Source organism: uncultured Campylobacter sp., assembly GCF_938039205.1.
Taxonomy (GTDB): Bacteria; Campylobacterota; Campylobacteria; order Campylobacterales; family Campylobacteraceae; genus Campylobacter_A.
This window is the reverse complement of record NZ_CALHVM010000054.1, coordinates 24528-47362: the sequence shown is the minus strand read 5'-3', so window position 1 is coordinate 47362 and position 22835 is coordinate 24528. Positions and strand designations below refer to the sequence as shown.

At 46.0% G+C, this 22835-nt stretch carries 23 protein-coding genes and 1 pseudogene; 9 read left to right on the top strand and 15 right to left on the bottom strand.

The features are described 5' to 3' along the window. Window positions 1-389: pseudogene (locus tag Q0394_RS07490) on the top strand (hypothetical protein); the annotation flags it as partial. A 299-nt stretch (window positions 390-688) separates the two neighbouring features. On the opposite strand, the gene Q0394_RS07485 reads toward Q0394_RS07490, so the two are convergent. The 4 genes from Q0394_RS07485 to Q0394_RS07470 all read right to left on the bottom strand — a co-directional run bounded on the left by Q0394_RS07485 (window position 689) and on the right by Q0394_RS07470 (window position 4081). After that, a complete protein-coding gene (locus Q0394_RS07485) occupies window positions 689-1387 on the bottom strand; it encodes an MqnA/MqnD/SBP family protein (RefSeq protein WP_298946494.1) in 699 nt (232 codons plus the stop codon). 386 nt (window positions 1388-1773) lie between these two features. After that, the gene (locus Q0394_RS07480; RefSeq protein WP_298790319.1) at window positions 1774-2322 is read right to left on the bottom strand and encodes an NAD(P)H-dependent oxidoreductase; all 549 of its coding nucleotides are present in this window, start codon (window positions 2320-2322) and stop codon (window positions 1774-1776) included. 258 nt (window positions 2323-2580) lie between these two features. Beyond that, window positions 2581-3018, bottom strand: coding sequence for a DUF3137 domain-containing protein (locus tag Q0394_RS07475; RefSeq protein ID WP_002948928.1), 438 nt, complete (start codon window positions 3016-3018; stop codon window positions 2581-2583). Between the two features lie 226 nt (window positions 3019-3244). Continuing rightward, window positions 3245-4081, bottom strand: coding sequence for a peptidylprolyl isomerase (locus Q0394_RS07470; RefSeq protein ID WP_298946492.1), 837 nt, complete (start codon window positions 4079-4081; stop codon window positions 3245-3247). Between the two features lie 87 nt (window positions 4082-4168). Here Q0394_RS07470 and gltX point away from each other — a divergent pair, with 87 nt between their 5' ends. The 5 genes from gltX (at window position 4169) to Q0394_RS07445 (ending at window position 8456) form a co-directional block, all read left to right on the top strand. Continuing rightward, on the top strand, window positions 4169-5560 hold the full coding sequence (gltX, locus tag Q0394_RS07465; RefSeq protein ID WP_298946490.1) for a glutamate--tRNA ligase: 1392 nt from the start codon (window positions 4169-4171) through the stop codon (window positions 5558-5560). Then, the gene (locus tag Q0394_RS07460; RefSeq protein WP_298946488.1) at window positions 5557-6810 is read left to right on the top strand and encodes a malic enzyme-like NAD(P)-binding protein; all 1254 of its coding nucleotides are present in this window, start codon (window positions 5557-5559) and stop codon (window positions 6808-6810) included. The genes gltX and Q0394_RS07460 overlap by 4 nt, the downstream gene beginning before the upstream one ends. Continuing rightward, entirely contained in the window at window positions 6811-7437 is a 627-nt protein-coding gene (gene upp, locus Q0394_RS07455) for a uracil phosphoribosyltransferase (RefSeq protein WP_298946486.1), read from the top strand. 225 nt (window positions 7438-7662) lie between these two features. Then, window positions 7663-8193, top strand: a complete 531-nt coding sequence (locus Q0394_RS07450; RefSeq protein ID WP_298946485.1) for a ribonuclease domain-containing protein — start codon at window positions 7663-7665, stop codon at window positions 8191-8193. Then, the gene (locus tag Q0394_RS07445; protein WP_298946483.1) at window positions 8190-8456 is read left to right on the top strand and encodes a barstar family protein; all 267 of its coding nucleotides are present in this window, start codon (window positions 8190-8192) and stop codon (window positions 8454-8456) included. Before Q0394_RS07450 ends, Q0394_RS07445 begins: the two co-directional genes overlap by 4 nt. A 124-nt stretch (window positions 8457-8580) precedes the next feature. Here Q0394_RS07445 and Q0394_RS07440 read toward each other — a convergent pair whose 3' ends face one another. The 10 genes from Q0394_RS07440 to Q0394_RS07395 all read right to left on the bottom strand — a co-directional run bounded on the left by Q0394_RS07440 (window position 8581) and on the right by Q0394_RS07395 (window position 16223). Next, entirely contained in the window at window positions 8581-8871 is a 291-nt protein-coding gene (locus Q0394_RS07440; protein ID WP_298946481.1) for a hypothetical protein, read from the bottom strand. A 771-nt stretch (window positions 8872-9642) separates the two neighbouring features. Beyond that, complete coding sequence (locus Q0394_RS07435) at window positions 9643-10974, bottom strand: acetyl-CoA carboxylase biotin carboxylase subunit (RefSeq protein ID WP_298946480.1); 1332 nt, start codon at window positions 10972-10974, stop codon at window positions 9643-9645. Then, complete coding sequence (gene accB, locus Q0394_RS07430) at window positions 10974-11426, bottom strand: acetyl-CoA carboxylase biotin carboxyl carrier protein (RefSeq protein WP_298946479.1); 453 nt, start codon at window positions 11424-11426, stop codon at window positions 10974-10976. The genes Q0394_RS07435 and accB overlap by 1 nt, the downstream gene beginning before the upstream one ends. A gap of 144 nt (window positions 11427-11570) precedes the next feature. Next, window positions 11571-12230, bottom strand: a complete 660-nt coding sequence (locus tag Q0394_RS07425; RefSeq protein WP_298946478.1) for an ABC transporter permease subunit — start codon at window positions 12228-12230, stop codon at window positions 11571-11573. Between the two features lie 110 nt (window positions 12231-12340). After that, window positions 12341-13042 carry a molybdate ABC transporter substrate-binding protein gene (gene modA, locus Q0394_RS07420; RefSeq protein ID WP_298946477.1) on the bottom strand — a complete coding sequence of 234 codons (702 nt, stop codon included), beginning with the start codon at window positions 13040-13042 and terminating at the stop codon, window positions 12341-12343. A gap of 110 nt (window positions 13043-13152) precedes the next feature. Further along, window positions 13153-13803: an ABC transporter ATP-binding protein gene (locus Q0394_RS07415; protein WP_298946476.1), complete on the bottom strand. Its 651-nt coding sequence runs from the start codon at window positions 13801-13803 to the stop codon at window positions 13153-13155. Next, window positions 13800-14447, bottom strand: a complete 648-nt coding sequence (locus Q0394_RS07410) for a CbiQ family ECF transporter T component (protein ID WP_298946474.1) — start codon at window positions 14445-14447, stop codon at window positions 13800-13802. Before Q0394_RS07410 ends, Q0394_RS07415 begins: the two co-directional genes overlap by 4 nt. Then, window positions 14444-14896, bottom strand: a complete 453-nt coding sequence (locus tag Q0394_RS07405; RefSeq protein ID WP_298946472.1) for a hypothetical protein — start codon at window positions 14894-14896, stop codon at window positions 14444-14446. The genes Q0394_RS07410 and Q0394_RS07405 overlap by 4 nt, the downstream gene beginning before the upstream one ends. Then, window positions 14890-15477, bottom strand: a complete 588-nt coding sequence (gene cbiM, locus Q0394_RS07400; RefSeq protein ID WP_298946471.1) for a cobalt transporter CbiM — start codon at window positions 15475-15477, stop codon at window positions 14890-14892. The genes Q0394_RS07405 and cbiM overlap by 7 nt, the downstream gene beginning before the upstream one ends. Continuing rightward, complete coding sequence (locus tag Q0394_RS07395; protein ID WP_298086136.1) at window positions 15477-16223, bottom strand: DUF4198 domain-containing protein; 747 nt, start codon at window positions 16221-16223, stop codon at window positions 15477-15479. The genes cbiM and Q0394_RS07395 overlap by 1 nt, the downstream gene beginning before the upstream one ends. 364 nt (window positions 16224-16587) lie before the next feature. On the opposite strand from Q0394_RS07395, the gene Q0394_RS07390 reads away from it, so the two are divergent. After that, window positions 16588-16995: a tetratricopeptide repeat protein gene (locus Q0394_RS07390; protein WP_298946470.1), complete on the top strand. Its 408-nt coding sequence runs from the start codon at window positions 16588-16590 to the stop codon at window positions 16993-16995. Between the two features lie 303 nt (window positions 16996-17298). Here the strand turns inward: Q0394_RS07390 and Q0394_RS07385 are convergent, their stop codons facing one another. Beyond that, window positions 17299-20607 (bottom strand): S8 family serine peptidase, encoded by a 3309-nt coding sequence (locus Q0394_RS07385; protein WP_298946469.1) that lies wholly within the window; start codon window positions 20605-20607, stop codon window positions 17299-17301. 193 nt (window positions 20608-20800) lie between these two features. Between Q0394_RS07385 and dcd the strand changes: the two genes are divergently transcribed. Further along, a complete protein-coding gene (dcd, locus tag Q0394_RS07380) occupies window positions 20801-21361 on the top strand; it encodes a dCTP deaminase (RefSeq protein ID WP_002948812.1) in 561 nt (186 codons plus the stop codon). A gap of 370 nt (window positions 21362-21731) precedes the next feature. Beyond that, a complete protein-coding gene (gene pseB / locus Q0394_RS07375) occupies window positions 21732-22730 on the top strand; it encodes a UDP-N-acetylglucosamine 4,6-dehydratase (inverting) (protein WP_298946468.1) in 999 nt (332 codons plus the stop codon). Window positions 22731-22835: the final 105 nt, after the last annotated feature.

Sequence of the window (22835 nt, the reverse complement as noted above, 5' to 3'; positions counted from 1 at the left end):
ACCTCCCTAATGCTCCAACTAAGGAGCAGCTAAAGGAGGCGTATGAGGAGTGCTATAAAGAAAATCAGATAGATAAAAATTTCTATAAACACTACGAATATAATAAAAAAAGATTAGATGAAATTACAATAAGTCAAGGCGAAACTCCTACAAAAGTAAATCCCGTATTTTTTAACTTTAGGAAAAAACTAAGAATTAATCATTATGAAAAACATTGTCCAGACGAAAATTCTACTTTTACAATTAGAGAATTTATCAGCTGGGCAAATGATAATAAAAAAATGGGCTCTATATCAAGTTTTACAAATAGTTTTGAAAACGACCCGACCAAGGTGATTTACGTAGATAGTAACCGAAGTAAATCTAGCCCTGGCTCGAATTTGAAGTAAATAATCTCGGCGCAAAGACGAAGCTAAAATATAAATTTGACCGAATAAAATTTGAGCTCGCGGCGGCGCAAATTTAAAATTTAAGCAGGCGAAATTTGACGAGAACGGACGTAAATTTGCCCGTCAAATTTCAAATTTGACCAAATCTTGCTAGCTTCTAAAAATGCGCCGCTTAGAGTGGTTAAAATTTAGCGCTATGCGGTGGTTAGGCTCTAAACTACAGCATTTGAAGCGACTGCGAAAACCGCCCGAGATAAAAAGGCAAATTTAAAAAGCGGTGCGCTAGAGTAAATTTGCGCTTACCGCTCGTCTCGCGCCAAAAGCTTTGCCGTGCGTCCGTTTTTTCGCACTTCTTTGAAAAATATCCGCAGCGCCTTTTGCTCCTTTGCGCCGATTTCGTAGCTGATAAATTTGAGATACCATTTGATATCGTCCGCGCTGATGCCCCTAGTTTGGGCGTATTTGGCGAGGATATAGTTTGGGATTTTGACATTTGCTCGCAAAAACTCGCGCGCCAATCGCTCATACGCGCCGCGCCCCTTCACGCAGGAAAATCGCCCGAAAACAAACGGCAAGCCCGTCCGCTCGCGCCACGCCCGCCCCATATCGTAAAACGCATCCTCGCCCTCCCGCAGATACGCCTTTAGCGCGCGGTCGCCGATGAGCACCTCGCCCTCAAGCCCCAGCACTGCTGCTAGCGCGTTTGAGCTAGCAGACGCGGGGTCGAGACGCGCGGCAGTGCCCTTTCGCACGAGCACGCTTTTGACGTCGCCTTTTGCGATGATGCCCAGGCTCACCTTTTTATAGCGTTTTTTGCCGCTTTCGATGCTTGAAATCACGGCTGCGTCGATCCTACGGCAGCACAGATCGCGGTTTAGTTTGCTTGGCACGCCCTTTTTAAATTCGATGATTTTTTTGTCCTGAGAGCTTAGGCGCGAGCGCTTTAAAAATACGTGAAAAGGAAGCAAATTTAGATAATCAATCTTGCCAAAAATCATAAAAACTCCGAATTTATAAGGATTTGCGCCGTTTTAAAACGAGCCAAATTTAAAGCCGAATCCTAATGCGTAAAATTTCTAAAACCAAAATCGTCGCTCGCGGCAAAAGATACGGTCGCGAGCTTTGGTGCGATACCGCAAATTTAACCGATTCGCGCCGCAAAATACGCCCGAACTAAAGTTAAACGAAAATGGCGCAGGTCTAGGCCGCCCAGCAAAAGCTCGCCCCAATAGGCAACGATGAAAAACCGCCAAAACGCGCCGAACCGCTCGCTAAAACCAAAGCGGGCACTTTGCGCGGTTAAATTTGAAAAAGCGGCGACTCCGCACGGGAAATCGCCGCTAGCGGTGCAAATTTGGGCTCAAGGCCGAGCTATTTTGCATCGTTAAATTTGATATTCGTGCTCTTCAAGCTCGTCGTTCAAGAGCTTCGTAAATCTCGCTGCATGCGCCTCTATCGCGCTATCAGGAACGCCCGGCTCCACGCCGCAGCTAGCAAAGATGCGCCCGTAAACGAGCTCGCAAAAGTCCGCGCAGCACTGAAGCGGCAGCAAAATCTCGTTTAGGGTAAATTTGATCGCGCCGTGCTTGGAGTATTCGCCTAGCCCGCCGCCCGCGCTCACGGCGATTTGTAGCTGTTTGCCCGCGATCTTCGCGCCCTCGCCGTAGGCAAAGCCGCGGCTGAGCACGTAGTCGATGTAGGCCTTTAGCATGGAGGGCACGTTAAAGCCCATCATCGGGAACAAAAACACGATGCGATCGGCGCGCAAAAACGCCTCTTGCTCTGCTTCGACGTCGATTTTTAGGGCGTCGGTGCCATATAGCCCCTCTAGGTGGCGAACCTCGGCGCCTGCGCTTTTAGCGGCGTTTACCAGCGCCTTGTTTAGGCGAGAGGCGGCGAAATTTGGGTGAGATAAAACTACTAGCGTTTTCATTTTGGCTCCTTTTTTGATAAATTTTAGAGCATTTGCGCTTTTGGGACGTTAAATTTAAGCTGATTAAATTTGCTGATTTTTAAACTCTCCTCAAACCGCAAAAGTCTTATTTTTGAGAAATTATATCATCAAAAGCCTAAAAACGGGTTAAGGCGAGCGGCTAAATTTTAACTAGTAAGACACTAGATGGTACGGCCGTAAATTCTCGCTCAAATTTATCTGCAAAATCCCCAATCATCTAAGCCGTCAAATTTGCCCTCACTTAAAAATATCAAGGTTCAAATTTAATTCGTCTATGATAGATAAAAGCTCTGAAATTTCCTTTTTTATCTGCTTTACCTCATAAAGGCTAGGCGGTAGCGAAAAGAGAGTTGTTTCAAATCTATTTTCCGCTCCGTTTAAAAATAGGTAAAATTTGTCGTCCATAAATGCCGCGCTCACCCCCATATCTCCCGCAAATTTTTCCTTTAGCTCGTACAAACGTCTCATAAACGTAGGCGTCAAAAGATATCTCGCCCCTACTTTGTCATCCGTAAAAACTCTAAATTCATCGTTAAAAAGAGTATCGTCCATCTGCTCTTTTTCGCCTAAAAATTTAGTATTTAGCGTACGGCTCGCCACTATCGTTTGACCGTTAAATTTCTTGTAAAACTCACAGACCAAGACCGAGCCGCTAAAAGGTTGTGTGTATTTCATTGCTTCCCACATAAAACTATCACTCAGAAAGTGAAAGCCTATCGTAGCTTATGGTATCCATGACTTCGTGAGATTAAATTTGATATCGTTTGGAGATAAATTTATGCCGTAAAGGTGCGGGTCTTGGCGAGTAAGCAACTAAATTTAAAAAATCGGTCAAATTTGACTAAAAATAAAAGGATTTAAGCCGAATCAAATCGGCTTAAATTTGCGCTCAAATTTGAGTTTATCGTAGATATTTGACGTTGGCTTTGGCGCGGAGTTTGTTGAAATATTCGCCGATGACGCGGTCTTGCTCGAGTTTATAAAGCGCGTTCATCGCCTCGTCTCTGACCTCGTCAAATTCAGGCATCGTTTGTCCCTTTTTAGACGCTACGTAAAACATCTCAAAGCCCTCTGGAGTCTGAAAAATCTGCGTGAAAGTGCCATCCGGGGTCTGCTGAAATATCGTTCGTAGTTGAGGCGGGATCTGCTCGCTTTTTAGATCCAGGACGTCCATGTGCACGCTGTGGTTGGTATTCATCGGGGAGCTGTGTCTAGCTGCTTCTAAAAGCTGCATCGTAGGCGCCACGTATCTAGTCACGCTCACGTCGGTAAAGTGCGCGAAAAGGTCGCGATTTTGCTCGAAATACGCTCTCGCTGCGTTTTCCGAGATGTTGATTTTAGCGTCGGCAAATATGCTTTGATATAGCTTTTCTTGTTTTATACTTTTTGCGACGTCGTCTTTAAACTGCGCGTAGTCGCCGCCCTTTGATAGCACGGCCGAGCGCAGATCTGAGGCGCTCATACCGCTCTCGCTTGCTATCTTTTGCAGCCTTTGATTTAGCTCGTAGTCGCTAGCTTCGATTTTTAGGTTTTTGATCTGTGCGGTTTCGAGTCTATCGCGGATCAGTAAATTTAGCGCGTTTGCTTCGCTTGTTTGTAGCTGCGCGGCGGCTTTGCGCACTTCGTTTACGGTGATGGGTTCGTTTTCGATGATGACGGCGATGCCGTTTGAGATCTGGCTCGCGTTAGCCATACAAAAACCGAGAAAAAACGCGGCGAATGAGATCTTTTTTAACATATAAAACCTTTGTTTAAGTCTAAAGTAAATATAATTTGAGCATTATAACATTTTAAATTTAAGCGCAAGCTATAAAGGTAAAATTTAATGCAAAATTCACAAATAGTAACTAGATTTGCCCCCTCTCCGACCGGATATCTACACATCGGCGGGCTTAGGACGGCGCTTTATAACTACTTATACGCTAGAGCAAACGGCGGCAAATTTCTGCTGCGTATCGAAGATACCGACCTAAAACGCAACTCCGAAGAAGCCACGCAAGCGATAAAAGAGGCCTTTGCATGGTGCGGGCTGGATCACGACGGCGAGGTGACCTATCAGTCTCGTAGATTTGACGTATATAAAGAGTACGTACAAAAGCTGCTAGCCGAGGGCAAAGCCTACAAATGCTACATGAGCAAAGACGAGCTAGACGCTCTGCGCGCCGAGCAAGAAGCGCGAAAAGAGAGGCCCAAATACGACAATCGCTACCGCGAATTTACCGGTACTCCGCCCGCGGGAGTCGAGCCCGTCATCCGTATCAAAGCGCCTCTAAGCGGCGAGATCGTGATCGACGACGGTATCAAAGGTGAGGTCAAATTTAGAGTCGAGGATATCCTGGATGATTTTATCATCGCACGCTCTGACGGCACTCCGACCTATAACTTTACAGTTGTGATCGACGACGCGCTAATGGGCGTAACCGACGTCATCCGCGGCGACGATCATCTATCAAATACCCCAAAACAAATCGTACTTTACGATGCGCTTGGTTTTAAGGCGCCGAAATTTTATCACGTCGCGATGATAAACGGCGAAGACGGTAGCAAACTAAGCAAACGCCACGGCGCGACCGACGTGATGGAGTATAAGCGCATGGGTTATCTACCTGAGGCTCTTTTAAATTTCCTCGTTCGCCTAGGCTGGAGCCACGGAAACGACGAAATTTTCGGCATGGACGATATGCTAAAGTACTTCGATCCGCACGATATAAACAAGAGCTCAAGCACCTATAACGCAAGCAAGCTAGAGTGGCTAAACGCCCACTACATCAAGACTTTGCCGTACGAGAGGCTGGCAAGCGAGATGCTTGAATTTGAGATAGATTTTAAAGCGATGCCAAAGGGTGAGGTGCTGTTAAATTCATTGCGAGAACGCTCAAAAACGCTAGTTGAAATGAGCCAGAGCGCAAGAACGATCATAAACGCTCCAAGCGCATACGACGAGAAAGCCTATGCTAAATTTATCACGCCCGAAAGCAAGGAAAATTTGGCTAAATTTGCCGAAATTTTGGACGGAAATTTAGACGCCAAGGGCTACGAAGAGACGACGGGTAAATTTTTAGAAGCAAACGGCTTAAAGCTAAAAGACTTAGCTCAGGCGCTGCGCGTCGCGCTAACGGGAAATAGCGTAAGCCCAGGGATATTTGAGGTGCTCGAGGTTTTAGGCGCGGACGAGACGAAAAAACGAATAAAAAATATTTTAAAGGAGAATAAATGACACACGTAACTAACGAAGAGGCGCTCGCGTATCACGAGGGCGGCAAGATAGAGATAAAAGTAAAAACCCCATGCGTGACGGCTAGAGACCTATCTATGGCGTACACGCCGGGCGTTGCGGTACCTTGTAAAGAGATCGAGGCCGACAACGAGCTAGCCTACAAATACACCAACAAAGCAAATTTAGTAGCCGTCATCACCGACGGTACGGCTGTGCTAGGCCTAGGCGACATCGGCGCGGTAGCCGGCAAACCCGTGATGGAAGGCAAGGCGGTTTTGTTTAAAAAATTTGCAAACGTAGACGCCTTTGACATCGAGCTAGATGAGCATAATCCTGATAAGATCGTAGAGATCTGCAAGGCTCTAGCTCCGACTTTCGGCGGTATAAATTTAGAAGATATCCGCGCTCCAAAGTGCTTTGAGATCGAGCGCAAACTACAAGAAGCAGTCGATATCCCGGTCATGCACGACGATCAGCACGGCACGGCGATGATAACAAGCGCTGGCATAATAAACGCGATGGAGATTTCGGGCAAAGATATCTCAAAAATCAAAATCGTAGTTAGCGGAGCGGGCGCAGCGGGCATCGCATGCGCGAAGATGTATAAAGCGCTTGGCGCAAAACACATCGTGATGGTAGATAGCAAAGGCGTGATCCACAAAGGCCGCACCGATCTAACTCCGGAAAAGGTCGAATTCGCCCTTGAAACCGCAGATAGGACGCTAGCGGACGCGATGAAGGGCGCGGATATGTTCCTAGGCCTTAGCAAACCCGGCGTCGTAACCAAAGAAATGGTCGCGTCGATGAACGACGAGCCGATTATTTTCGCGCTTGCTAACCCGACTCCGGAAATCTTCCCTGAAGACGTCGCTAGCGTGCGAAACGACGTGATGATGGGAACCGGCCGTAGCGACTATCCAAACCAGGTAAATAACGTTCTTGGCTTTCCGTTTATATTCCGCGGCGCGTTAGACGTCAGAGCTAAAAAAATCACCGAAAATATGAAAATGGCTGCGGCGCGCGCGCTTGCAAATTTGGCTAAAGAGCCCGTGCCTGCGGAGGTTTGCGAGGCATTTGGCGTAAAAGAGCTAAAATTCGGCAAAGACTACATCATACCAAAACCGTTTGACAAACGCGTCCTAACGGCGGTAGCTCCTGCCGTAGCGCAAGCTGCGGTCGACGACGGTGTAGCTAGAGTGAAGGATTTTGACGTAAAAGCCTATACCGAAAAGCTCGCAAAGGGTCTGTAAATGAAAAACGTCAGGCTCATCTCTCACCCGCTCATCGAGCACAAACTAGCGATTTTAAGGGATAAAAACACCGAGCCGTTTCAGTTTAGGATGCTCGTGGACGAGATCAGCCATCTGATGATATTTGAGGCGACTAGGGATCTGGCGCTGCGCGACGTGAGCGTGCAGACTCCTGTCGCCCAGGCCCAGGCCAAAAAGCTCGCGACAAAGGTGATGATTTGCCCGATTTTGCGAGCAGCTCTGGGTATGCTTGATAGCGTATTTACGATCATTCCAGATGCTAGCGTTGGCTTTTTGGGCTTTCAGCGAAACGAAAAGACCGCAGAGGCGGAGTTTTTCTACGCCAAGCTGCCTCGCGACGCCAAAAACCGCCTAGCCATCATCATCGATCCGATGTTTGCTACCGGCGGTACGGCTATCGACGCGGTTAAATTTCTGCGCGAAAACGGCATAAAGCAGATCAAATTTATCTCTATCATCGCCGCTCCAGAAGGGCTAAAGCGCTTTAGCGAGATTTACCCGGACGTAGAGGTCTATACGGCTGCGATCGACGAGCGACTAAACGAGAAAAACTACATCGTGCCGGGCCTTGGCGACGCTGGCGATAGGGTGTTTAATACGCTTTAAATTTGACGAACTCGGACGAGCAAATTTAGCTTAATTGTGCCGTAAATTTAGCCGAATTTGACTGCGATTTATGCGGTTAGATTCGGCTTTTGTCTAGTCAAATTTAGCGTAAATTTACTCTCGTCTTTACGGCGCGACATTATCAAATTTGGATTTAACTCGTAAAATTTGACGTTAAATTTAACCCCGAAGCGAGCGCTTCAAATTTATTCCAAAAGGTCTTTTTTGAACAAACAACTACTTAGAAACGTTATCTTGCCGCTGGCTGTTTTGCTACTCGCGGCGCTGTTTAAATTTATCATCCCGGATAACTCGGCCGCCCCGAAACAAAATCAACCGCAAAGCGAATTTAGAGGAAGCGGCACAGGCAAAAACGTAGTCGCCGTACCGAGCGTAAACGTCGTAAAAGACGGCACTTACACCTCAAAAGACGAGGTTGCTGCGTATATTTATAAATTTGGCGGATTGCCGCGAAACTTTATCACCAAAAAAGATGCGCTCGCGCTCGGATGGGACGCTAAAAGCGGCAATCTATGGCAAGTCACGGATAAAAAAAGTATCGGCGGCGACCGCTTTTCAAACAGAGAAAAAAGGTTACCCGAAGCTAGCGGGCGCAAGTGGTTTGAGTGCGATATCGGATACCGCGGAGGGCGACGCGGAGCCGAGCGTATCGTGTTTTCTAGCGACGGGCTGATCTACTACACGCCCGATCATTATGAGAACTTTTATCTACTTTATGAGCGGAGACAGCAGTGAAAACTATAACTCTAAACGGAGCGAAAATGCGCGAGAAAACGGCGGCCTTTGAGTATCTAGCGCGAAAATTCGGCCTTGATCCCGATGTAAAAAACCTTGACGCGCTTTACGACGCTCTGGGCGAGATAAACGAACCAACGCAGATAAATCTAAAAAATCGCGCCGCTCTTAGCGCACTTGGCGACTATGCAGACGATCTAATCGCCGTTTTTACCGATCTAGCGGAGGAAAACGAGCGCGTAAAATTTGAGATTTTGTCTTGATTTGGTTGTTACTCGTGATATGCGGTAAAATTTAAATTTTTACCGATACCGGATGTGTGACAAATTTACTCGCATTTTTATATAAATAGTCGATAAAATTTGATTCCAAACTCGTTTTTGTCCCTTAAGCAAAATCATCAGAAATGAAGCCGAATTTTATTGTCCAAAATTCGGCTTCAAATCCAAAAATTAAAGCTAAATTTTTGATAACTAATGCGACCTTAAAAGCCATATCTGACACCACCACACACATTACCTGATCCGTTTGATGAGGAGATATTTTACCGTGAAGGGCTGCGTGCATCTTATGCTTGGATGCTCTGCTGAGCCGACCCGCAGCCAATACCAAACCATTATGCGGTGCGATAAAAATAGCCAAAGAGAGAAAACCATCGCCTAATGCTGATAAAATCATCTAGCACCGAGCTTCGTCGCACCTTGCGTGCGCAGAAATACTGCGTGCATACAAAAAGCTCTTTAGGCAAGCGCGTGACGCTACACGGTTTAACAGTTAAGAAATCTGTATTTCAGCTGGCTATATTGGCATAGCAGGCGCGCAAATGACCATGATGCAAAAAGCGTGACAAAGTGCAGAGAAAGTCAAAAAGCGAGGCTAAATTTAAAAATGCGCCTTGATTTAGACAAAAAGTCGCTAATTTTTATAGACCAAAATAGAAAGCCAGCACTGTTTTCGTCGAGCAACAAGCAAAGTGCAAGGGCTTTTTGGGAGCGAAATTTACACTTGGTAACCCAAGCCCGCATAGCATCGTAGCGTAGCGAATTTTAAAATATATATCCGACGAATTCGATTTTAACTTTACGTTATTTTTAACTACGAAAAACTTATCCGCATTACTCGCCTAAAATCCAAAATACATTTCAAAAATCAATCATTTATGTAAATTTGAATATCGCAAGCAAAGACGCAAGATTTGCGGTTTAAATGCGCAAATTTAAAAGATGCTACCGCAATCACAGCAAACAAATGTAGTAATTTTAGCAGAAGCAAACAAAACTTACGGACAAGTTTTAAAATAACGCAAAAGACAAATGTCGCGGCTACCGATAAAATCACTCGTCAAAAAGCTTTGAGTAAAATTTTATCGCCATAGTAATAAATTTAAAGTTAGATCGCCTTGCTTGCAGCCGATTAAAAGCCGCGAGCAAGGCAAACCGCGCCGCAAATTTAGCGGCGGGATAGGTAGTTAGTATCGTAGTTGTTGTCGATAAAGTCTTGATTCTCCATCATCGCGATGTGAAAATCGCGCGTGGTCTTGATGCCGCCGATGATGAGCTGCTCGAGCGTCACCTTCATCTTGTGGATGGCTCTATTTCTATCGGTGTCCCAGACGATGAGTTTGCCGATCATACTGTCGTAGTACGGCGGGATCGAGTAGTCCTGATAGATGTGGCTATCCATGCGCACGTTTCGGCCGCCGGGGCAGACGTATTTTGTTATCTTGCCTGGACTTGGCGTAAACGTATTTGGATCCTCGGCCGTGATGCGGCACTCGATGGCGTGGCCTTTTAGCGTGATGCTCTCTTGCGGCGGTAGCGCCTCGCCCTGGGCTACTTTTATCATTAGCTCGATGATGTCTAGGCCGCTCACCATCTCGCTCACGCAGTGCTCGACTTGCAGGCGCGTGTTCATCTCGATGAAGTAAAAATCCAAATTTTTATCGACTAAAAACTCAAACGTTCCCGCACCCTCGTAACCGATAGCTTTTGCCGCTTTTATCGCGGTTTCGTGTAGCCTCTCTCGCGTCGCTTCGTCTAGTAGTATTGCAGGGCTTTCTTCGATCAGTTTTTGGTGGCGACGCTGCATAGAGCAGTCGCGCTCGCCGATATGCAGGACGTTGCCGTGGCTGTCGCCGATGATCTGAACCTCGATGTGGCGCGGGTTTAGGATGTATTTTTCCATGTACATCGTTCCGTCGCCAAACGCGCTCATCGCCTCGCTCTCGGCCGACCAAAACGCCTTTTCGATATCCTCTTCGCGCTCGACCACGCGCATGCCGCGTCCGCCGCCGCCGGCTGCTGCTTTTAGGATGACCGGATAGCCGATTTTTTTAGCTAGCTCTTTGGCCGCTTTGGTGTCGGCTACCGCGCCGTCAGAGCCAGGGATCACGGGAACGCCCGCGCGCTGCATCACTTGCTTTGCTTTGCTTTTATCGCTCATCAGCGCCATCGCGGCCACGCTAGGACCGATAAATTTTAGCTTGTGGTGCGAGCAAATTTCGACGAAATTTTGATTTTCGCTTAAAAATCCGTAGCCCGGAAATATCGCGTCGGCTTCGCTGATCTCGGCTGCGCTGATTATGGCCGGGATATTTAGGTAGCTGTCGCTTGAGCGCTCCTTGCCGATACAGATCGCCACATCGGCGTATTTGACGTAGAGCGCGTCTTTATCGGCCGTGGAGTAGACTACGACTGCTTCTTTGCCCATTTCCTTTATCGTTCGCAAGGTTCGCAGCGCGATTTCGCCGCGATTTGCGATTAAAATTCTTTTTATTTCCATCAAATTTTCTCCACGCCAAATAGCGGCAAGCCAAACTCGACCGGCTGACCGTCTGATACGAGCAGTTCGCTGATCTGGCAGTCAAATTCAGCCTCGATCTCGTTCATTATCTTCATCGCTTCTATGATGCCCACGACGTCGCCTTTTCTCACGCGTTGACCTACTTTGACAAACGGCGCCGCGCCAGGGCTTGGAGCAGCGTAGAAAGTACCGACCATAGGCGATTTTATGCTGTCTTTTGGAGAATTAGCAGGAGCTTTGACCTCCGAGCTTACCACGACGTTTACCGGAGTCGGAGTCGGGACGGGAGCCTGGATGACGGGCTTTGGCAGCTCGCAGCAGTCGGCGAATTTTTCAAGCTCGACCTCAAAATCCCCGCTTTTTATCTTTATGCGGTTCATATCCATGTCGTTAAAAAACTCGATCAGCTCTTTTATGTCTTCTTTTTTCATAGAAATTTCTCCTAAATAGTTAAAGTTCAAAACTTCTTATTGTAGCAAAAAAATAATGAATTTATACTCGCAAAGCCGTATTTTGTTTTTACGCTCGGGCTAAATTCGGAGCCTTCGTCGCTTTATGCGTTTAAAATAGCAAATTTATTTTTTAGCTCGCTCGAGAAAATTTATAAACCCGAAAAGCACCAAGCTAAGCACGACCAAAATAACGCTCAAAATGAGCGCGTGGCCGTTTTCGCCGTCGTAAACCGCGTTATAAATCGCTAGCGAAACGGTGTCGGTTTTGCCCACGATATTTCCACCTAACATCAGCGTGATGCCAACCTCGCCAAGGCCGCGAGCCAGAGCCAAAACCAGCGCCGAAACGACGCTTTTAAAGACGTTTGGGATGAGGATAAAAACGGCAATCTCAAAGCGATTTTTGCCTAGACTCTGACCCGCTTCGATTAGACTTTTGGGCAGGCTTTCAAGCGCGCTTTGAACGGGCTTTACAAATAGCGGCAAGCCCGCCAAAAACGAAGCTATAACAAGCGCCGAAAAGCTAAAAACGATCTGTAAATTTAACGCCTTGCCGATCACGCCGTTTCGCCCCAAGACGTAAAGTAGCAAAAATCCCGTAGCAATCGGCGGAAAAATGAGCGGAAACATCACGGCCGCTTCCAAAACGGCCTTAAATTTGCCGCGGTAAAACGCCAAAAAATAAGCCGCACCAAGCCCCAAAAATAGAAGTAGCACAAAGGTTACGGCAAGCGTTTTGGCGCTTAAAAGCAGCGGGTGAACGAGCCAGGCAAATTCCTGCAAATCTTTCCTTTTTTCGTTAAATTTTGCTTTTCGTTAGAGTTAAATTTAGCGAGCAAATTTTACGTCAAATTTGAAGGTAATTCGGCTGAGCCAAAAGCCGGCGATTTAAATTATCTTAGCCCAAATTTAGCGAAAATTTCCTTTGAGCGAGAAGTTTTTATCTCGTCTATAAATTTAGCGCACACCTCGCTACCTTCGCACGCCGGAAGTTTGGCCGCCGAGATGAAAACCGGGCTATAAAGCGCCTCGTCGATATATATCACGCTACCAAACTCGCCCTCTCTAGCCACAGCCTCGGTTGAGTTGATAAAGCCAGCGTCCACTTCGCCGTTCGTGACGTAGGCGACTACTTGCGGTACGCCCGCGACCGGTAGCATCTTAGGCGCTAGATCGGCCTCAAGCCCCGAGTTTTTCAAAAACTCGGTAGTTCTAACGCCGTAGATCGCTTTTTTGGCATCGGGCATCGCGATTTTGGCGAGATTTTTTAGCTCGCTGACGTCTTTTATCTGCTTGCCTTTTGGCGTGACTAGCACCAAAGCGCCCTTGCCGATGCGCTCATAGCCCTTTATATCTAGATCCGTTTTCTTTAAAAACGCCTCGTCGCCCACGATCGCAGCCATCTTGCCCTCTTTTGCTTGGATGGTTATCTGGCCCAAATTTGCAAACGCGCCCTCGATCTGAACGCCCTCTTTTTTGAGATTTTCTATCACTTCAGTGACGGGTTTTTTGTATCCGCCGCCAGCTCCTACGAGCAAATTTTCGCCGCCAAAGGCAACCGCGGCCGCGATAGAAATAAGTAGTAATTTTTTCATAAAATTCTCCTTTGAAATAAAATTTATCAATTTTATGAAATATATCATTATACATTGATAAATTTTGCTGTTTTCGGAGATTTTTTTAAAGAAGTATAGATAAGGATATTTTATATCGGCTCTAGTCCGTTTTTGGTTAGGCGGTACATTACGCTTGCTACGTCGCTTATAAATTCCTTGTCGTGAGAGACGATTATCTGCGTGACGTCGAGGGATTTTAAGATAGCGGCTATCCTTCTTTGCATGTCAGCATCAAGCGCGGTCGTAGGCTCGTCAAGTAGTAAAATTTTAGGCTCGGCCACCAGTATCCCAGCTAGCGCGACGAGCTTTTTCTCGCCTCCGGAGAGGTTAAAAACGATCTCGTCTTTTAGATGCCAAATTTCAAGCTCACGTAAAATTTTCTCGGCTTTTGCGCAAGAGCCGTCTTTGTCCTTGCCGCGGCTAAGTAGCGAAAACATCACGTCGTCAAGTACGCTAGGACAGATAAAACAATCATTGCTCTCTTGAAAAAGATAGCCCACGTCGCGGCGAAACGGCTTGTACTCGTCTAAATTTGAAATTTTATAGTGAAAAAGCTCGATATGCCCGCCACAAGGCGCTTTAAGCCCAGCCATTATCTCGAGCAACGTGCTTTTACCGCAGCCGTTTGGGCCTATGAGCGCGATTTTGTCCTTGTGCGTCGCGTTTAAATTTAGATTTTCAAAAAGCGTTCTTTCGCCTATTTTTGCGCAGACGTTTTTTAGGCTTATCGTGCAGCTCATATCGTGACTCCTAAACTAAAAATATAACAACACGCCGTTAAAGCGATTATAGCGGCGTCTTTTGCGCCTATTTTGAGGCTTTTATCTCCGTAAAGTTTGCCGTCAAATCCCCTGCAAACAAAGGTTTTTTCAAGAACGCTCGCCTTATAAAACGCCTCCAAAAAAAGCATAGCGACTAAATTTGCGTAAATTTTATAGGTAAAAAGCGAAGCTTTAGGCTCAAATCCCCGAACTTTTAAAGTCTTTTTTAGCCTTGTAAATATCGTTTTAAGATCGGCCGTAAATTTGGCGCTAAAATAAAAAATCGCCGTCAGCTTGTCACCTAAATTTAGCGACGAAACGGCAAGCGCGATGCTAAAATAATCGCTTCTATAAAAAGCCAGCCGCCCAAAAAGTATGATCAAATTTGACCTTACGAATATCAGCTTTGCAAGCGCGTATTCTCCGTAAAGAACGAGGCTTAAGACGACTAAGATTACAAAAATATTTAGTTTTAAAACGGATTTTAAAATTTCAAAAAGATTTTTAAAATTTAAAATAGCCAAAAAAAGCACGGGCGCGATGAAAACCACGTCCGTGCTGCTTGAAAGCGAGACTCTGAAGCTAAAAAAAGTAAAGCAAACGAGCAAAACGGATAGGTTCATTTGCCTCTTTTTACCAGATAAATTCCGCCGAAAAATAGCCCGATTCCGGCAAACGCAAGGATAAATTTAAGCGCGTAAGCCCCAAAATCCTCCTCGCTTTCGTCAAATTTGGCCTTTGAGGCATCGCTTGACGCGTTACTTTCGGCGCTTTTTAGCTCGGCTTTGTTTGCGGTAAATTTGATCCTTTTTTCGTGCGCTAGTCCGCCGTCGATCAGGATTTCAAATTCATCTGCGGGGATTTTAGCTCTGGCAAAACCGTTTTCATCAGTTTGCGCGCCTCCTATCTGGGTGCCGTCTTTTATAAAAGCTACGGGGCAGTTTTTACAAGGGGAATTCCCGTAAAAATAGCTTTTTATCTCGATAAATTCGCCCTCTTGCTTTGCAAAGCCTTTTAGAGAGTGCGCGTTTAGGAAGCTTGCTAAAAGCATGATCAAAAATATTTTTAGCAAATCAAAAGATCCTTTTTAACCCTGTAAATAAAAGAAAGCGCAAAAAGCGAGATGATCCCCTCAAGCGCCATAAGGGCTAAATTTGAAGTAAAAACAAGCGCGGCCACGGGCGCAAACTCTTTACCGTTTAAAACTAGAACCGAGGATAGCAAAACCGATGAGCAAAGTATAGGCAAAAACCCGATCAAAAACCAAAAAAACGATCTATATCGCTTAAAAGAAAGCTTTAAAAGATATGGGCTAAGAAGCGCCGGAGAAGCGATGATCAGCAAATTTACGCCAAGCGCGCTAAGTCCGCCGTAACCAAAAAGCAAGGCCTGAAAAAATAGCGCGATAAAAATAGCCAAAACGGCATTTGCACCCAAAAACGCCCCCACAAGGCCACTTAGCACGAGATGTATCGACGTGACGCCGATAGGCATATGGATAAAAGACGCCATAAAAAACATCGCGCTGACGGCCGCTACCTTGGGTATCTCGCTCGTTTTTAGCTTGTAAATCAAGCTTGAGACCAAAACGACGCAAAGGGCCGAGCAAGGTACGATGATTTCGGGTTTTAAAACGCCTTCGCTAATGTGCATTATTTATACTCTTTGGTTTGCACCCAGATAACGGCTCCAAGCTCCACGGGATACTCTTTGCCCTCGTGTTTTATCTTTTGGTCGTCGTCTATCAGCGCGGCAAATCCCCACCAGCCCTCAAGCGGCATCGCAAAGCTAAATTCGCCCTGCTCGTTAGTATTTACGACCTGTGTTACGTGGGCGTCGGACGGAGCTTTTAGCCCTTTGGTATTATAGTACTCTACCTCGACGGTTACGTTTTTAGCGGGTTTTCCTTTATAATAAACCACGCCTGAGAACAAATTTCCCTTATAAAGTCCGTACGGTCGCGTTAGCGGCACTATCTCGGCTTTTAGTCCGGCCGGTTTGTCCCAGCCCTCGCCGTAGCCGTAGGCATCGACGACGGTTTTTGTTATATGCCTTATAAATTTATCCTCCGCAGGCTCGAAATACGGCTTTGGATCCATATAAAACTGATAAATGCCGGGCTCCTTTACGTCGTAGCTAGCCGTAAAGTAGCTAAATTTATCCTCTTTTAGCTCTTTTAGGCCTTTTATCGCCTCTTTTTTGCCGTTTACGAAAACGCCCGCCTCGTTTGGAAGGACCAGGTTCATCATATCGCCCTCAAAAGGATGGGTAAATTTATAGGTGATCTGCAAATTTGCCTCTTTCTCGTCGTCCACGGTCGAATTTGACGGTACGACCATACCAAAATGCGCATAAGCGCTAACGCCCAAAAGCATAAGCGCCAAAGACTTGATTTTCATTTTTGCTCCTTTTGAAGGTATTTGTTAAACGAAATTGTACCCCCGCAATGCTTATTATTTATTAAATTTTTTAGATAAATCATATTTAGAGTATAAGAAAAAAATTTTGGTATTATTTATATCCGCATAAAATAATAAACCGAGTTTTTAAATTTATTCGGCAGAATTTAATGCTGATATAAGCGCCGGTAGGTTTCGATGAAAACCGCGTTCCTGTAGGCAAAACGTAGCAAAGTAGTATTTAGATATGATACCGTCGCGGCTAAAATCCGCTTAGTTTACCTCGAGCTAAAATAATTAATAACAATCTAAGCCCAAAAAAGACAAAATACAATTTAAATATTTTATATATAAAGGAGTAGAGATGAAAAGAGTTTTTATTTTACTCGTCATTTTGTTTTCCATTGGATTTTCCAAAAATATTTTTGAGCTAGGGCAAGAAGCCTATGGCAAGGGCGACTACCAAAAAGCGGCCAAATTATGGCAGAAAGCTTGCGACGAGGGAGATGCCGGTGGTTGTAGCGGTTTAGGAGCTTTATATGAATATGGTAAAGGAGTAAGACAAGATTATCAAAAAGCAGTGCAGTTTTATCAAAAAGCTTGCGATGGCGGAGTTGACGTGAGTTGTTTCAGTTTAGGATTTTTATATCAAAACGGTAAAGGCGTAAGGCAGAATTTCTCCACCGCGAAAGAGTACTACGGTAAAGCTTGTGATTTAGGACTTCAGCCAGGGTGCAATAATTATAGAATACTAAATGAAATAGGCTACTAGCATTACCCACCCGGCTGATCCACGTGCCGACGAACGCAACGTTAATTGTGGCTTCCTCGGTAACGTATTATGCCCAATCTGGCTGCGCTTGTAGCTTTTCAAGGTGCAGCTACTAGCGCGGCGAAGCAAGACGATAAGAGGTCTTATAAGTAGAGACTCAATCCAATTAATTTTCTAAGCCGCATTTTAGAGACAAATTTCTATCTCCAAAATGCGGCAAATTTACAAAGTCAAATTTAAACCCGTAGCGAGCTAAGTAAATTTAGCTCGCTCTAGGCAAATTTAAGCTTTTAATCCAAAAGATTAAAACGCCCAACTAAATTTGGCGTTTACGCCGTTTGATTTTACATTGCTGCCGTATGCTCCAACGTAGCTGAGGCCGACTCTAAAATTTCTGGTAAATGCAGCCTCGATACCAAGCTCGGTAGTGGCTAGATCTTTTAGCTTTTCACCCTCTAGTTTAGTTGCACCAAGGCCTGTAACGTTCATATGAGCACTCGGAGTTTTATCGCCTAGGAAGCGGTTGTAGGCTATATCGGCTTTTGCCACTAGGCCTACGCCGTCCATGGTAAATGCGATACTAGGTTTTATGCCCACGCTTGCGACTTGCAAATCTCTATCCTCGTTTCTGATCTGTACCAAAGAATTTGCTACGTCGTCGTTTTTAAAGCGGATATAGGTTAGCCCTGCATAAGGCTCAAGACTAAAGCCGTTTTCATAGCTTAGCCCCGTATAGGCGATCTGAGCAAATGCGCTGATAGCGGACGCATCGGCATCTTTATACTCGTAAGCCAAAGGAGCGTATGAGCTAACGACTCTTTTTTCTTGATCAAATTTCGAGTAGATAGCGCCTAGGCTGATTTTGATAGGATCAAGTCCTATATCTCCGTAGATACCCGCATGCGCGTCTTTGCTTTTGACCGCTTTGCTATCGCCTAGCTTGTGATTTGTTTTGCCAAGGCCTACGAATACGCCTGCTTTTGAGCTATCGCCTACTAGAAAATCGACGCCTACTAAATTCGTAAATGCGTTCGTGCCCAGTCTGCCGCCGACGTTATTGTCAGAAGTCACCCTGCTTGCGCTGCTAAGCAACCAAAGCTCGACTCCCGTGTCGATATCGGCTCTTTTGGCTCCGTTTTTGTTTTTAACAGAATTTGCTAACATAAACGAGTCTACGGCGGAGTTGTTTTGCGATTTGAAGTCTAGATCGTTTGAAAACGCGCCGAAGTATGCCGCCGCTACGCTATGAGTGGCTCCTAGTATAGACGAATAAATAGCGCTGCTAGGATTTGCCTCGACTAATCTCGCAAATGACTTCTCGGCGCTAGTAGAGGCTACCTCCTCCATACTTTTGCCTTTTTGCAAAGAAAGAGCCAAATTTGAGCCGCTAACAGTTTCTTTAGCGGTTTTAAAGAACGCATAGCTATCCTCGACGTTAGCTAAATTTACGCCCGCGAAGTTTCCGCTGGCATTTATGGTTTTCTTTAGAGTCGGATTTGCGGCCAAATTTGCAAGCTCGGCGTTTGATAGCATAGCCGCTTTCAATAAAGAGCCCTCTTTAAAGGTTAAATTTAGATTATGAGCGCCGTCGCTAACTACAAATGCGCCGCCTGCATTTATAACGGCGTTAACTTGCGTAGCGTCGCTTGCCTTGGTCGTGCTCACGAAACCGCCCGCGCTTGGAGTTTGGTAAGTAAGAGCGTTCAAAACCTCAAACTCGCCGCCTTTGTGGACGTTTATACTTCTTGAAGTTGAGATTGATTGATTTAAGGCCGAAATTTTACCGCCGTATATATTTACAGCTCCGGTAAAGCTATTATCTCCAGTAAGAGTCAAAGCGCCGTCTCCTCTTTTAGTTAGCGAGCCTTCATAGCCTTCCGCCGCTCTTGCGGCTCTAGCCTGCTCTCTTGCAGCTTCAAAGGTCATCTCGGCTTTTTCTTCCGCACTCAAATTTGACTTGGCGTTAAGAGCCGCTTTTCTAGCCGCCCAAGCCGCAGCATCGCTATCGTCCTCGGTTTTTCTAAATTTGATGGCGACGTCTGAAATGTTATTTGTCCAGATATCGTTTTGATTCATCGTAACGTCGAAGTTTCCTAAGAACTGCCCAGGACCAAACATCGCTTTACCAAGGTCAAGTATGCCCCAGCCCCAGACGTTACTAGGTACGCCCTCGCCGTCGCTACCCCAACGCTCTAGCATGCCGCCTGCACCGTGACCGGCTCTTAGCGTCCTTTGTCTAGCCGTAGTTAGCATCGTTTCTCTAATCTGAGGCATGCTCATGTATGGATAGCGCTGCATTATGACGCCCAAAGCCCCGCTAACGTGCGGAGCGGCCATAGAAGTACCGCCAGATGATTTATATATAGCCTTGCCGTATGTCGCATTGTCTGTAAGCTCGACGTATGCGGAATAGATCTCTTCGGCCGGCGCAGCGATCGTCCACCACTTCGAGTGGCCGGCAAGGTTAAATTCTTGAATGTCCGAAGACGCCTTATATCCTCTTATATATTCGCTAGAATCATTAGGATAGCCGTCCGCACCCGTTTGGCCGGTAACGTTAACCCAATAATCCTCGGCATCCGGCCTAAAATAAGGCAATGCCGCACGCGTGAAAGACTCAGCCATCAAGCTTCTGTTTCCGGCCGTAAATACCTGGATAATCCCTCTTTTTACCGCTACTTCGTAAGCCGCGTCCAAGAAGCTTTTTTCGCCGCTAGTTACGAACTGATAATAAGCCTTTTTGGCCTCGTTCATATCTTTTAAATTTATATGGTCTTTTGCTGCGGTAGTTTGATTAGCCACCGTTACGTCATAAAATTCCACGTCGTATTCAGGCACGGCTCGCCAGCCATAAGTAGGCTTATATCCCAGTGCGCCCGCAAAGGATGAATTTACGCGCCTATTAGAACCCCAGCTATTGTTTATCACCTTTGCGCCCGCGTCAGCTAAAGCGGTGTAGCCCTTTAGAAAGTAGTTGTAGTCTTGGTTTGGTCCATACGTCATGTTGTCGTTGCCGCCGGTATTTGCGGAGTATAGTTGTGCGCCAAACGCCACGCCGTGCATGCCGCTACCGTCTCTACTAGCCGCCATCGTACCGCCCACGTGGGTGCCGTGAGCGTCGTTTACGCCCCTTACCCAACTACCGTCGTCGTTAAAAGCTTCACCCTTTTTAAACACGCCGTTGTCGTTTTTATTAAAATTTCGCTTGCCGTCTTTTACTGGTTGATTTTTATCTATCGGGCCGTTTCCTAGCGCGGCATCGGGGTATCTCATGCCGTTTTTAGCATAGTTGCCGATAGTTTTTACGATGTGAATCCTACCGTCTTGAAACTCCGGGTGGCTCAAAAGTACGCCAGAGTCCATGACGCCGATCTTCGTTCCGCTACCGTTAAAGCCTAGCGCGTAAGCCGTGGAGGCGTTCATAGAGACTAGCCCCCAATCTTTTTTATACTCCGCACTCTCCCAGCTAGAAGTATTTCCGGATACTCCGGCTTCGGTGTAAGCATAAGCTCCGCTTGCGGCTAGTAGCAGGCAGGTGAGCGCCGAAAGAGGCAAATTTGAGCCCTTGTTACTGCGTAAATTTGCAAATTTACGCGACGTGTTTGAATGCATTGTTTTCCTTTCGTTTAAGAGAATTTAAAATGTGTTATTATACTTTGCTTTAATTTAAAAATTAATTATAAAAAATAAGAAAATTTGCTGATAACGTATTCAAATTTGATAAATTTTGGTGTAAAACGGCACTCAAATTTTACGTAAATTTAAATTATGTTATAATCGCTTAAATTTAAAATAAAGGTAAAAAATGGGGCTAAAATCTGACGCCTGGATACGCAAAATGTCGCACGAAAAGGCGATGATAGTGCCGTTTGCCGAGGAGCAAGTCGGACGCGGCGTGGTTAGCTACGGAGTGTCCAGCTACGGCTACGATATCCGCGTGGGCGACGAGTTTAAAATCTTTACGAATATCGGCGGCACCGTCGTTGATCCAAAAAATTTCGACGAGAAAAACGTGGTAGATTTTAAAGGCGACGTGTGCATCGTCCCGCCAAATTCATTCGCTCTAGCGCGCACAATCGAGTATTTTAACATGCCAGATAACGTGCTAGCCATCTGCCTGGGCAAAAGCACCTACGCTCGTTGCGGTATCATCGTAAACGTCACGCCTTTTGAACCAGGATTTAAAGGGCACATCACGATAGAAATTTCAAACACGACGCCGCTGCCGGCTAAAATTTACGCGAACGAAGGCATCGCGCAGGTGCTATTTATCGAGGGCGACGAGCCGTGCGAAGTGACGTATGCGGACAAAAAGGGCAAATATCAGGCGCAGGAGGGTATTACTCTGCCTAGGATTTTGAAGTAGTTTAGGGGCTTGTCTTTTTTGCTTATGCTTCGTTGTATTTAAATTTTTAAGCCAGACAACCTTTTTGCGGTTAGCCTACGCTTAAAAATTTAAATTCGCCTCGCCTCCTCGTAGCAAAGTCTCATTACGAGCGCAAAGCGTGAAGTAAAAGCGAAAAATACTGCGCCCGCATTAAATTTATGGATAAAATTTTGAATCAAATTTAAGGCACGGTTTTTGCTCCGGCTGAATAAAATTTAAATAAACGGCGAATCGTTTTCGTCAGACGAGACAAATCTAAAAATTTGCGAAGGAGCGTATATGAAATGCGCGATCGAACGAATTTAGTTTGCGACGTACGGCAAAAACGAGCCGCGAAAGGCAAAAATAAATGTTTAACGGAAAATCCATCCTCATCACCGGCGGCACCGGGTCATTCGGCAAGAAATACACCGAAATTTTACTCTCCAAATTTAAGCCAAAAAGGCTAGTCATCTACTCTCGCGACGAGCTAAAACAGTACGAGATGGCGCAGGTTTTTAAAGACCCGGCGATGCGATTTTTTATCGGCGACGTGCGCGACGAAAAGCGCCTGATGACCGCGATGAACGGCATAGACTACGTCATCCACGCAGCAGCCATGAAGCACGTACCAATCGCAGAATACAACCCGATGGAGTGCATAAAAACCAACATCAACGGCGCGCAAAACGTCATCGACGCGGCGCTAGAGTGCGGCGTGAGCAAGGTCATCGCGCTCTCGACCGATAAGGCGTGCAACCCGGTAAATTTATACGGCGCGACCAAGCTTGCCAGCGATAAACTTTTCGTCGCAGCAAACAACATCGCAGGCAGCAAAAAAACGCGCTTTAGCGTCGTTAGATACGGCAACGTCGTGGGCTCGCGCGGCTCGGTAGTGCCGCTGTTTAAAAGACTGATCGCAGAAGGCGCGAAGGAGCTACCTATCACGCATGCTGATATGACGCGGTTTTGGATTACGCTAGAACAGGGCGTAAATTTCGTACTTAAAAACTTTGAGCGCATGAAGGGCGGCGAAATTTTCATCCCAAAAATCCCATCGATGACGATGATAGAGCTTGCTCGCTCCATGGCGCCGCAACTTGGCGTAAAAATAATCGGCATCCGTCCGGGCGAAAAGATGCACGAGGTCATGGTCGGCAAGGACGACGCGCACCTAACCTACGAGTTTGAGGACCACTACGTGATCAGCCCGTCGATCAAATTTACGAGCAAGGACGACGACTTTAGCATAAACGCGCTGGGCGAAAAAGGGCATCTCGTGGAAGAAAATTTCGAGTACAGCTCGGATAAAAATAAAATTTGGCTAGATAAAGACGGACTTTTAGAGATGATCGAGGCAAGTAAATAAATTTGGCGAAATTTACAAAATTTGAGCCGAAATCTAAAATTTTAGAAAAACAAGGCGAAGTATTTTTGCGTTTAGACGAGGTGGAAATGAGCCGAGCGAGGGCGC

Excerpts from the sequence above, each read along its gene's own strand:
- Q0394_RS07485 (WP_298946494.1), bottom strand. The coding sequence starts at position 1,387 with ATGATTTTTGGCAAGATTGATTATCTAAATTTGCTTCCTTTTCACGTA.
- Q0394_RS07480 (WP_298790319.1), bottom strand. The coding sequence starts at position 2,322 with ATGAAAACGCTAGTAGTTTTATCTCACCCAAATTTCGCCGCCTCTCGC.
- Q0394_RS07475 (WP_002948928.1), bottom strand. The coding sequence starts at position 3,018 with ATGAAATACACACAACCTTTTAGCGGCTCGGTCTTGGTCTGTGAGTTT.
- Q0394_RS07470 (WP_298946492.1), bottom strand. The coding sequence starts at position 4,081 with ATGTTAAAAAAGATCTCATTCGCCGCGTTTTTTCTCGGTTTTTGTATG.
- gltX (WP_298946490.1), top strand. The coding sequence starts at position 4,169 with ATGCAAAATTCACAAATAGTAACTAGATTTGCCCCCTCTCCGACCGGA.
- Q0394_RS07460 (WP_298946488.1), top strand. The coding sequence starts at position 5,557 with ATGACACACGTAACTAACGAAGAGGCGCTCGCGTATCACGAGGGCGGC.
- upp (WP_298946486.1), top strand. The coding sequence starts at position 6,811 with ATGAAAAACGTCAGGCTCATCTCTCACCCGCTCATCGAGCACAAACTA.
- Q0394_RS07440 (WP_298946481.1), bottom strand. The coding sequence starts at position 8,871 with ATGATTTTATCAGCATTAGGCGATGGTTTTCTCTCTTTGGCTATTTTT.
- Q0394_RS07435 (WP_298946480.1), bottom strand. The coding sequence starts at position 10,974 with ATGGAAATAAAAAGAATTTTAATCGCAAATCGCGGCGAAATCGCGCTG.
- accB (WP_298946479.1), bottom strand. The coding sequence starts at position 11,426 with ATGAAAAAAGAAGACATAAAAGAGCTGATCGAGTTTTTTAACGACATG.
- modA (WP_298946477.1), bottom strand. The coding sequence starts at position 13,042 with ATGAAAAAATTACTACTTATTTCTATCGCGGCCGCGGTTGCCTTTGGC.
- Q0394_RS07415 (WP_298946476.1), bottom strand. The coding sequence starts at position 13,803 with ATGAGCTGCACGATAAGCCTAAAAAACGTCTGCGCAAAAATAGGCGAA.
- Q0394_RS07410 (WP_298946474.1), bottom strand. The coding sequence starts at position 14,447 with ATGAACCTATCCGTTTTGCTCGTTTGCTTTACTTTTTTTAGCTTCAGA.
- cbiM (WP_298946471.1), bottom strand. The coding sequence starts at position 15,477 with ATGCACATTAGCGAAGGCGTTTTAAAACCCGAAATCATCGTACCTTGC.
- Q0394_RS07395 (WP_298086136.1), bottom strand. The coding sequence starts at position 16,223 with ATGAAAATCAAGTCTTTGGCGCTTATGCTTTTGGGCGTTAGCGCTTAT.
- Q0394_RS07390 (WP_298946470.1), top strand. The coding sequence starts at position 16,588 with ATGAAAAGAGTTTTTATTTTACTCGTCATTTTGTTTTCCATTGGATTT.
- Q0394_RS07385 (WP_298946469.1), bottom strand. The coding sequence starts at position 20,607 with ATGCATTCAAACACGTCGCGTAAATTTGCAAATTTACGCAGTAACAAG.
- dcd (WP_002948812.1), top strand. The coding sequence starts at position 20,801 with ATGGGGCTAAAATCTGACGCCTGGATACGCAAAATGTCGCACGAAAAG.
- pseB (WP_298946468.1), top strand. The coding sequence starts at position 21,732 with ATGTTTAACGGAAAATCCATCCTCATCACCGGCGGCACCGGGTCATTC.